General features: G+C 70.4%; 10 protein-coding genes. 2 read left to right on the top strand and 8 right to left on the bottom strand.

The annotated features are described in order from the left end of the window. Nucleotides 1-125 precede the first annotated feature (125 nt). The gene (gene nusA, locus AC08OT_RS01480) at nt 126-1,223 is read right to left on the bottom strand and encodes a transcription termination factor NusA (RefSeq protein WP_476592379.1); all 1,098 of its coding nucleotides are present in this window, start codon (nt 1,221-1,223) and stop codon (nt 126-128) included. Between the two features lie 54 nt (nt 1,224-1,277). Beyond that, nucleotides 1,278-1,976 carry a ribosome maturation factor RimP gene (gene rimP, locus AC08OT_RS01475; protein ID WP_476592380.1) on the bottom strand — a complete coding sequence of 233 codons (699 nt, stop codon included), beginning with the start codon at nt 1,974-1,976 and terminating at the stop codon, nt 1,278-1,280. A gap of 360 nt (nt 1,977-2,336) precedes the next feature. On the opposite strand from rimP, the gene AC08OT_RS01470 reads away from it, so the two are divergent. Then, on the top strand, nt 2,337-2,960 hold the full coding sequence (locus tag AC08OT_RS01470; RefSeq protein ID WP_476592381.1) for a hypothetical protein: 624 nt from the start codon (nt 2,337-2,339) through the stop codon (nt 2,958-2,960). Beyond that, nucleotides 2,957-3,481 carry a DUF4439 domain-containing protein gene (locus tag AC08OT_RS01465; RefSeq protein ID WP_476592382.1) on the top strand — a complete coding sequence of 175 codons (525 nt, stop codon included), beginning with the start codon at nt 2,957-2,959 and terminating at the stop codon, nt 3,479-3,481. The genes AC08OT_RS01470 and AC08OT_RS01465 overlap by 4 nt, the downstream gene beginning before the upstream one ends. A gap of 49 nt (nt 3,482-3,530) precedes the next feature. Here AC08OT_RS01465 and AC08OT_RS01460 read toward each other — a convergent pair whose 3' ends face one another. The 6 genes from AC08OT_RS01460 to ispG all read right to left on the bottom strand — a co-directional run bounded on the left by AC08OT_RS01460 (nt 3,531) and on the right by ispG (nt 9,480). Continuing rightward, entirely contained in the window at nt 3,531-3,986 is a 456-nt protein-coding gene (locus AC08OT_RS01460; protein WP_462185778.1) for an RrF2 family transcriptional regulator, read from the bottom strand. Nucleotides 3,987-4,141: 155 nt separating this feature from the next. Further along, a complete protein-coding gene (locus tag AC08OT_RS01455) occupies nt 4,142-5,209 on the bottom strand; it encodes an ABC transporter permease (protein WP_476592383.1) in 1,068 nt (355 codons plus the stop codon). After that, a complete protein-coding gene (locus AC08OT_RS01450; protein ID WP_476592384.1) occupies nt 5,199-5,978 on the bottom strand; it encodes an ABC transporter ATP-binding protein in 780 nt (259 codons plus the stop codon). Before AC08OT_RS01450 ends, AC08OT_RS01455 begins: the two co-directional genes overlap by 11 nt. Nucleotides 5,979-6,134: 156 nt before the next feature. After that, complete coding sequence (locus AC08OT_RS01445; RefSeq protein WP_476592385.1) at nt 6,135-7,208, bottom strand: ABC transporter substrate-binding protein; 1,074 nt, start codon at nt 7,206-7,208, stop codon at nt 6,135-6,137. Between the two features lie 254 nt (nt 7,209-7,462). Then, nucleotides 7,463-8,314: a GNAT family N-acetyltransferase gene (locus tag AC08OT_RS01440; RefSeq protein WP_476592386.1), complete on the bottom strand. Its 852-nt coding sequence runs from the start codon at nt 8,312-8,314 to the stop codon at nt 7,463-7,465. Nucleotides 8,315-8,325: 11 nt separating this feature from the next. Beyond that, nucleotides 8,326-9,480 carry a flavodoxin-dependent (E)-4-hydroxy-3-methylbut-2-enyl-diphosphate synthase gene (gene ispG / locus AC08OT_RS01435; protein WP_476592387.1) on the bottom strand — a complete coding sequence of 385 codons (1,155 nt, stop codon included), beginning with the start codon at nt 9,478-9,480 and terminating at the stop codon, nt 8,326-8,328. Nucleotides 9,481-9,575 lie beyond the last annotated feature (95 nt).

Genomic DNA, 9,575 nt, shown 5'->3' with positions numbered 1-9,575 from the left:
GACGACGAGCATCCGGCAGAAGCTCGCCGCCTTCTACAACGATACGCAGTAGGTCAGAACTCGGCGCACGGCTTCGACATCCGACACAGGTACGAACGGGCTCCGCACGACGCGCCATCGCAAGTCTATCCCGCTCGGCCCCGAGAATGGCCACCCGCGGCAGGCGATCGCCACGGTACCGCAGCTGGTCCCGATCGTCGAGGCGCACCAGCGGAGCCCCGTTCGGATCCGCTCCCACCGCCCTCGCCGGAGTCCTCGGTGTCAGAGTGGATGTCGATGCGCCACCCCGTCAGCCGGGCGGCGAGCCGGGCGTTCTGCCCCTCGCGACCGATGGCCAACGACAGCTGGTAATCGGGCACCACCACCCGCGCCGAGCGGCTCGCCGGGTCCGTCACCTCGACCCGGGCCACCCGGGCCGGGGACAGCGCGCTCCCGACAAAGGTTGCCGGGTCGGCCGACCAGTCGACGATGTCGATCTTCTCGCCCCGCAGCTCGGCCATGACGGCACGCACCCGGCTGCCCATCGGCCCGATGCACGCGCCCTTGGGGTTGACCCCGGCCACCCGGGACCGCACCGCTATCTTGCTGCGATGCCCAGCCTCGCGGGCGATCGCGGCGAGTTCCACGGTGCCGTCGGCGACCTCGGGCACCTCCAGCCGGAACAGCCCCTTCACCAGCTCGGGATGGGTGCGGGACAACGTCACCGTGGGTCCGTGCTGCCCCCGCGCGACGTGCACCACATAACACTTGATCCGGTCACCGTGCTCGAGCCGCTCGCCGGGAACCTGCTCGGCCGGCGGCAGGACACCCTCGACGGTGCCGAGATTGACGAGCACGACCCTGGAGCCGGCCCGCTGTTCGTGATGTTGCACCACACCGGAGACGATCTCGTGCTCCCGGTCAGCGTACTGGCCGTAGGTGACCTCCTGCTGGGCCTCGCGCAGCCGCTGCATGATCACCTGTTTAGCGATCATAGTCGCGATCCGCCCGAAGTCCGCCGGGGTGTCGTCGTACTCCCGGCTGGTGCCGTCCGGACCCCGTTCCCGGGCGAGGACGGAGACATCTCCGGTCGTCCGGTCGATCACCACCCGGGCGTCCTGCGCGGACCCGGCCGTGTGGTGATAGGCCGTCAGCAGTGCCGTCTCCATCGCCTGCACCAAGGTGTCAAAGGCAATGTCCTTCTCCTGCTCGATTCCGCGCAGCGCGGCCACGTCGAGCTTCACCGGGTCATCTCCTTACCGGCCGCGCCCCGGGGGCCGGCCTCCCGGCCGTCGTCATTAGGATTCCCTCCCCGGCGCCGCCGGAAGATCGTCGCTCGGCTCCCCAGACCCGAGATCGGCTGTCTCGCCGGGTTCCACCAACGCGGCGGACGAAGACGGCGTCTCCACCGACTCGACAGAAAGATCATCATACGCCTCGGCCGAGAACTCGACCTCGACAGTAGCCCGGGCCACCTGTGCGAAGGTCACCCGCGCAAGCCGCCGGCGCGGGGGGCGTCCGGGCCGCGCGGGATCCGTCGCCACCGCCAGGTCCGCCCCCGATTCGTCGGCGGAGAGGACACGCCCGGCGAGAACGATGCCGTCTCGATCACATACCGTGACAAGCCTGCCGATCGCGCGGCGCCAGTGCCGAGGCTCGGTCAGCGGCCGTTCGACGCCCGGTGAGGTGACCTCGAAAACATAAGGCCCGGCGACCAGGCCCTGGCCGTTGGTCTCGGCGGCGTCGAGCAGCTCGGAGGCGAGCCGGCTGGCGTCCGCGACCGCGTCCAGGTCGACTCCGCCGTCGCGGTCCACCACCACCCGCACCACGCTGCGCGATCCGGCCCGTGCCACCGTCACATCCTCGAGATCGAAACCCGCGTCGGCGAAGCCGGCCGCCAGCCGAGCCCGCAGCGCCGTCCGAACGCCGCCGCGCCCGCGGGCCGATCCGGATGGGCTCCGGTCGCGCGCGCGGCCGGCCTCCCCCGCCCCTGCCACTTCGACCGTCCCTTCCCGCATCCGCGATGCCTGATCATCCGCCGGACCCACGACGCCGCTCCCCACGCCGTAGGCCGGCCGCCACATTGTCATCTCCCGGGGGCGATACCCAGGTTCGGCCGGCGCCATCAAGCCGTGCGACCCTCGTCGACCCGACCTGCGGCACCGTCGAACAACGAGGACCGACCGCCGACGGTCCCGCCGGGCTGGGCCGTCACAGGGGCGAACGGCATCCCGGGTGAGATCCATAGCCTACGTCCGCCCCGACCGGAGTCCGTCGCGACCCGGGGGTAACCGGATCAGGCCGCGCGGACCACACGGCGATCCGGACGACAGCAGGGGATGTGCGAAGCTGCGACGGTGGATCCGGCGAACCTCACCCACGCCTCCCGACGACGGGTCCTCGCCGGGCTGACCGGCCTCACCCTCACCGGATTTGCCGGATTTACCGGATTCGAGGCCGCCGGGTGCAGCACCACGGTCGCGACGAACCGGACCGGTCCCGCAGTGGGCCTGGGCGGCGACGACCGCCGGGCGGCGAGGGCCGCCGCCGTCCGGGCGACCGCGCTGGCCGCGGCATACCGGACGGCGGCCGAGCGCCACCCGTCCCTGCGTCCCCTGTTCGACACGCTGCGGGCCCATCACGAAGTCCAGCTCCGGACCTTGGCCGAACAGTTCCCGGGCTCCGCACCGACCACGCCGGCCCAGGCAGCCATACCGACCCAGGCGGCCATGCCGACCCGGACGATCGGGCGCGACGGCGCCGGGACGGCGGGAACGGCGCAGCTCGTCGACGAGTCACCCACGGCCCGCGCCGCCACCATCGCCTCCCTGACCGGGATGGAGGGTGCGGCGACGAACGCGGCCCGCACCGACTGCCTGCGCGCGGGCGGTCCGCTCGCGTCCCTGCTGGCGAGCATGTGCGCCGCCGGGACCGCACATGCGGAGCTGCTGGCCCTCTCTGCGAGCCGGGTGTCCGGATGACCGCCGGCACACCACCGGGCGATCCGGCGTCGGCGACCCCCACGGAATCGACCGCCGCAACCGACCACCCGGATCCCGCGGGTGTCGCGGCGCTGGTCACGATGCTCACGGCCACGTATGCCGCCGTCTACGCCGCCGCGGCGGCGGGAGGTGCCCTCGCGCCGCTCGGCCCGGCCGCGGCGCAGGCGCGCGAGCTCGCACGACTGAGCTATCTGGCGCACCAGGCGCTGCGCGACGACCTCATCACCGCGATCCGGGCCCGCGGCGGGGAGGCGCCACCGGCACTGCCCGCCTATCGACTCCCCGTCGCACCGGAGGGAATCGGGGCGGCACTGGCCCTCCTGGCCAGGATCGAGGACGCCTGCGCCATGGCGGCCCACGACGCCGTCACCGTGCTCGTCGGGGACGTCCGTGCGCTGGCCCTGGACGCGCTGACCGGCACCGCCGTACGCGCGCAGCGGGCCCGCATCGCGGCCGGCATGCCGCTGGCGGCCGCGAGCCGCGCGCTACCGGGGACGTGACCTGGTGTCCAGGGAGGCCGGGCCCGCTCCAGGAAGCGGGCCGCTCCCGTCAGCGGGTGACCCACGCGTCGGGGTCGCCGCCGAGGGTGGTCACGATGTCCGGAAGCTGACCACTCGCCACGTCAGCGAGGGTCACGGCCTCCAGCACCCGCCGCAGGTTCACCCGAACCGCGATCCACACATCCTGCAGGTTCTTGGCCGCGCCGTCGTAGTTCGTGTCCTCGGGACGCCGGCCTCGCACGCTGGCGAGCGGACCGTCGGTCGCCCGGATCACCGTGGCGATGGTGATCCGGTCGGGAGGAAGGCTCAGCTGGTATCCCCCGTCCGCGCCCCGGCGGCTCTGGACCAGCCCCGCCCGGCGTAGATCGGTGAGGATGTTCTCGAGGAAGCGCAGCGGCAGATCCTGCGCCGCGGCAAGCGCCTCGCCCTTGACGAGCCGACCGTTGCTCGCGGCCAACGTCAGGAGTGCGCGCAATGCGTAGTCGGCGCGAGCGGAGATCTGCATGCATCCATTCTGCCGCCGGTCCTCGCCGAATGGGTGGGCCGGGTCGGCAGCGGGCGAGGCGCGGCCCCGCGCCAACGGGCGCTGTTCCCGCCGCCGGCTCGGTCGAACGAGCCTGCCGGCCAACGAACCTGCCGGCCGGGGAATCGGGGACTTCCTCAGCCAGCCCTCTCGGGATGGGGGGCGTCCGTGCCGCCGTCGGCGGAGGAGGTGGCCGTGGTGGCGGCTCCGACCGCCGCCACTTCCTTTGTACCGGCCGCGGCGGACCCGCCGGCGCTGCCGCCCCGGCGACGCCGAGCCGCCCGGACCGCCGTCGTATCCTCCGCAACCAGCCCACGGCGCTGCCGCATCCGCTGGTCCACCGCGTTGAATCCGGCATCGATGAGCACCCCGACCACGAAGATCGTGATCATCGAGGCCAGTACCCCGACCGTGTCGAGCAGTTCGCGGGCATTCTGCAGGTCGGCCCCGACGGACGGATGCCCCGGAACGATGACCAGCAACTCGCCGGCCATCAGGCTGCGCCAGGCGAACGCCCAGCCCTGCTTCAGGCCCGCGAGCACCGAGGGCAGGGCCGCCGGTACCACGATATACCGGTAGAGGGACAGACCACGCGCGCCCATGCTGCGGCCGACCTGGACCAGTAGAGGCGGCACGTAGTCCACGCCGTAGATGACGCCGTTGGCCACCGACGGCGCCGCCCCGAGCACCACCACGAACATGATCGCGGACTCGCTGAGCTTGAACAGCAGGACGGCGAGCGGGAACCAGACGATCGAGGGCATCGTCTGCACCGCGGTGATGAACGATCCCACCGCGGTACGCAGGACCCCGAAGCGGGACACCGCGATCCCGACCACGGTGCCGATGAGCACGGCGAGGGCGTATCCCTCCAGGGCCCGGACCAGGGTGCGGGCCAGAGCGTCCCAGAAGTGTCCGCTGCCCAGCTGGTCGACGAACTCGCCCAGCGCCTCGCCCGGCCCGGGCAGCACATAGCTGGGCTTCCAGCCGCTCCAGACGACGATCTGCCAAAACAGCAGGAACAGGAGCAGAGCGCCGAGCTTCGGCCAGGTGGCCGCCCAGGCGCGGGCCGCGAACGGCCGCCGTTGCGCGGTCGGGATGTCCAGCGCGTCGAGGCCGGCGAGGGCCACGTCGACGTCGAGGGGCTCGCCGGCCTCGACGCGCCCGGCACTCTTACGGCTGGGGACGCTGACGTCAGTGGCCATGGCGGCCAACCTCCTCGCGTAGCCGCGCGGTCACCTCGGTGGCGAGCTCCGAAACGTGGGTGGAGTCGAGCCGGCGGGGGCGGTCGATATCGACGTCGAAGATCTCCACGACCCGGCCGGGCCGGGAGGACAGCAGCACGATGCGGTCACCGAGCCGGACCGCCTCGCGCACATCGTGGGTGACGAAGATGACGGTGACCCCCGTCTCCCGCCAGATCCGTTCGAGTTCGTCGTGGAGCAGATCGCGGGTCATCGCGTCGAGCGCACCGAACGGCTCGTCCATGCACAGGATGTCGGCCTCCTGCGCGAAGGCCCGGGCCAGGCTCACCCGCTGGCGCATGCCGCCGGACAGCTCATGGGGGCGCTTCGCGGACAGGCCGGCCAGCCGGACCATCGCGAGCAGGCTCTCGACCCGGTCCCGCCGCTCGGCCTTGCCGATCCCCCGCAGCCGCAGCGGCACCTCCACGTTGCCGCCCGCCGTCAGCCAGGGCAGCAACGCCGAATCCTGGAACATCATCCCGACCCGCCGGCCGGTGGTGTCAACGACGCCCACGGAGGGCTGGTCGAGACCGGCGATCAGGGCGAGCAGGGTCGATTTCCCACAGCCGGACGCACCGAGGAGACAGACGAACTCGCCCGCCCGGACATCCAGGGAGACGTTGTCGAGCGCCTTGACGCTGGCGGGCCCGGATCCGAAGACCCGGCTGACGCGGTGGATGCGCAGCGCGGTGTCGGTGAGTACAGCGGTGTCGGTGAGTACAGCGGTCATGGTTCATTCCCCCGTCGCGGTGTATGCGGCCGGTGTGCATGGACGGACGGACGGATGGACCAAGCCGGGGCATCGATGATCGACACCCCGGTCCGGTCGTCGCCCTGTGGTCTCGGACCGAGGTTCAGCCGGCCCGGCTACCGGGGGTGCCGCGGGTCAGGAGTCGGAGACCGTCGGTGTGCCCTGCTTGGCGAGGATCTCGTTGAGGACCGTCAGATCGAACAGACCGTCGAGCTTCGGGTTCTCGATGAGGCCGAGCTCCTCCTGGTGCTTCGCTGAGGTGAACAGGGACGCCGCGATCGGGTCCGGAGTGAAGGTCAGCCCCTTCCAGGCCGAGGTGAGGATCTTGTCGGACAGCGGCTTGCCGCTCAGCTTGCCCAGTGCCGTGTTGGTGACCTTCGCGCCGGCGTCACGGTCGGCGTTGAGCGCGTTGATCGATTCCACGTTCGCCGTGATGAGCCGGCGGACGATCTCCGGGTTCTTCTTCAGGTAGTCCGTGCTCACCAGAAGCACCGTCGTGACGAACTGGCCCTTGGTCTCCGGCCACTCGTCGGCCTCGTTGACGAGCACCTTGCCCCCCGCGGCGACGAGCCGGGAGGCTATCGGCTCGGGCACCCAGGACCCGTCGATGGCCTTGCTGGCGAAGGCGTCCACCGTCACGGTGTTGTCCTGGGGCTTGATGGAGACATCACCCCCGCCCTGGGGGTCGGTCTTCAGCCCGTTCTCCTTGAGGAAGTACCGCAGCGCCACGTCCTGGGTGTTGCCCAGGCTCGGGGTGGCGAGCGTGGTGCCCTTGAGCTGCGCGACGGAGGTGATCTCAGGCTTGACCACCAGCGACGCACCACCCGAGGTGGCGCCGGAGACGATCCGAACCGCCTCCCCGTGCGACTTGATGAAGCTGTTGACCGCCGGGTTGGGACCGATATAGCCGGCATCGATGGCGCCGGACAGAATCGCCTCCGCCTCCTGCACGCCGGAGTTGAAGGTCGACGTCTTGAGCGTGACTCCAGAACCGAGGTCCTTGGCGAAGATCCCCTTCTCGACGCCGTAGAGAGCTGGCGCGTGGGTGAGGTTCGGGAAGTACCCGAGCCGCAGGGTGCCGGTGACCTGGCCGTCCGAGGCGACCGTCTGGGAGTCCCCGTCGTCACTCGAGCAGCCCACCACCGCCAGTACGAGCGCCCCCGCGGCGATGAGTGGCGTCGCTGCACGCCACAGTCTGCTCGGTCTCATAGATACCCCCTCACGCAGGCTGACGCCCGCGCCATGCATGTCGATCGAAGTCATCGGGATGGTAAGCATGCCAGATGGTGCCCATCCTGGCCATGTGACTTCATCGCGATGACATCGTTCTGCAATATCTTTGACCGGCCAGATGCACATAGCCGACAAAACGGACATTGCTGGGGATCAAAGAGGCCCCGGACACCATCGGAGCGGGTCCGGGATGGTCTCAGACCGGGATCGATCTCAGGACAAGATCAACATCAGAACAGGATCGACGCGAAGGTCCCGACCCGCTGGAAGCCCACCCGGTCGTAGACCCGGCGGGCGGCATGGTTGAAGTCGTTGACGTACAGGCTGACCAGTGGGGCGAAGGCGGCCCGCGCCAGCGCGACCACACTCGCGGTTCCCGCGGCGCCAAGGCCGCGCCCACGCAGCGCCGGGTCGACCCAGACGCCCTGGATCTGGCAGACGTCGCCCGCGACGGCGCCGATCTCGGCCTTGAACAGCACCCGGCCGTCGGCGATGTGGGCGAAGGAACGCCGCTGACCGACGAACTCGGCGACGCGGGCGCGGTAGAGGGCACCGCCGTCAGCGAGCACCGGGGACACCCCGATCTCCTCGGTGAACATGGCGATGCAGGCCGGCAGGATGACGTCCAGCTCGTCCGGGCGCACCGGGCGCACCGCCGGATCTGGGGCGACCCGCGGCGGGCGGTCGATCACGAGCAGGAGCTGGTCGGCCCGTACCTCCCGGGCCCGCCCCCAGGTCGGCTCCAGATGCTTCCACATCGCCGTCACGGAGGAGGAGACGCCGACGATGGACGAGCAGCGCCGTCCCTGCAGGCGAGCCCGCTCGGCGAACAGTCTCGCCGAGGTGGGGCCTGCCGCCACGGGCCAGAGGTTGGCGCCGGAATAACACAGAGCGACCAGGCAGCCATCCACGGTGTGCCCCCACATCTCGGCGCCGAGACGCCACGGGTCGAGCCCGGCCGCCTCGACCCGAGATGCGACGAACACATCGGCGACCGGGTTGCGGGCCAAGAGCTCGCGGACGGCCGGAAGATCCCTGTCGTCAAGCAGACGGGTCGGCGCGGACCGCAGAGGTAGGCCCATCCGGTCGAACGTTAACCCACGGAAACCGAGGGTTCGCCGGACGGGGTGCCGTCCGGCGCCATCGCCTCGGCCAGCCGCATGGCTTCCTCAATGAGGGTTTCCACTATCTGTGCCTCCGGAACGGTCTTCACGACCTCACCTCGGACGAAGATCTGACCCTTGCCGTTCCCGGAGGCGACGCCGAGATCGGCCTCCCTGGCCTCGCCCGGCCCGTTCACGACGCAGCCCATGACGGCGACGCGCAACGGGACCTCCATGCCCTCGAGACCGGCGCTGACCTGATTGGCAAGGGTGTAGACGTCAACCTGAGCCCGACCGCAGGAGGGGCAGGATACGATCTCGAGCTTACGCTGCCGAAGTCCTAGGGACTCCAGGATCGCGGTGCCGACCTTCACCTCCTCGACCGGCGGTGCCGACAGCGACACTCTGATCGTGTCACCGATTCCCTCGGCGAGCAGGGCCCCGAAGGCGACCGCGGACTTGACCGTGCCCTGGAAGGACGGCCCGGCCTCGGTGACACCGAGGTGCAGCGGGTAGTCGCAGGCCTGGGCGAGCAGCCGGTACGCCTGGATCATGACGACCGGGTCGTGGTGCTTCACCGAGATCTTGATGTCACGGAAGTCGTGCTCCTCGAACAGCGAGCATTCCCACAGGGCCGACTCCGTCAGCGCCTCCGGCGTGGCCTTGCCGTACTTCGCCAACAGCCGCTTGTCGAGCGAACCCGCGTTGACCCCGATCCGGATCGGAACGCCGGCGGCCTTCGCCGCGCGAGCAATCTCCCCGATCTTGTCGTCAAAAGCCTTGATGTTGCCGGGGTTGACCCGGACCGCGGCGCAGCCCGCGTCGATCGCGGCGAAGACGTACTTGGGCTGGAAATGGATATCGGCAATCACCGGGATCGGGGATTTGCGGGCGATCGCGGCGAGGGCGTCAGCGTCGTCCTGGCTTGGCACCGCGACCCGGACGATTTGGCATCCCGACGCTGTCAGCTGTGCGATCTGCTGCAGCGTGGCGTTGACGTCTGACGTCAACGTGGTGCACATCGACTGAACGGAGACCGGAGCGTCACCCCCGACCGGGACGTTGCCCACGTGGATCTGCCGGCTGTGCCGCCGCGTGCCGAGCGGACGGGCCGGAGCGGTTGGCATGCCCAGAGTTACGGTCACGTTGTCCTCACTGGCGAATCGGAGACGAAGATCGACGTGCGACTGACTCGGCCTGTCGGCTGCAGGAGGCAGGAGGCAGGAGGCACACCGTCGCG

Source organism: Frankia sp. CgJB1 (assembly GCF_977947065.1).
This window is presented reverse-complemented; position numbering and strand designations above follow the sequence as displayed.

Excerpts from the sequence above, each read along its gene's own strand:
- AC08OT_RS01465 (WP_476592382.1), top strand. The coding sequence starts at position 2,957 with ATGACCGCCGGCACACCACCGGGCGATCCGGCGTCGGCGACCCCCACG.
- AC08OT_RS01460 (WP_462185778.1), bottom strand. The coding sequence starts at position 3,986 with ATGCAGATCTCCGCTCGCGCCGACTACGCATTGCGCGCACTCCTGACG.
- AC08OT_RS01455 (WP_476592383.1), bottom strand. The coding sequence starts at position 5,209 with ATGGCCACTGACGTCAGCGTCCCCAGCCGTAAGAGTGCCGGGCGCGTC.
- AC08OT_RS01450 (WP_476592384.1), bottom strand. The coding sequence starts at position 5,978 with ATGACCGCTGTACTCACCGACACCGCTGTACTCACCGACACCGCGCTG.
- AC08OT_RS01445 (WP_476592385.1), bottom strand. The coding sequence starts at position 7,208 with ATGAGACCGAGCAGACTGTGGCGTGCAGCGACGCCACTCATCGCCGCG.
- AC08OT_RS01440 (WP_476592386.1), bottom strand. The coding sequence starts at position 8,314 with ATGGGCCTACCTCTGCGGTCCGCGCCGACCCGTCTGCTTGACGACAGG.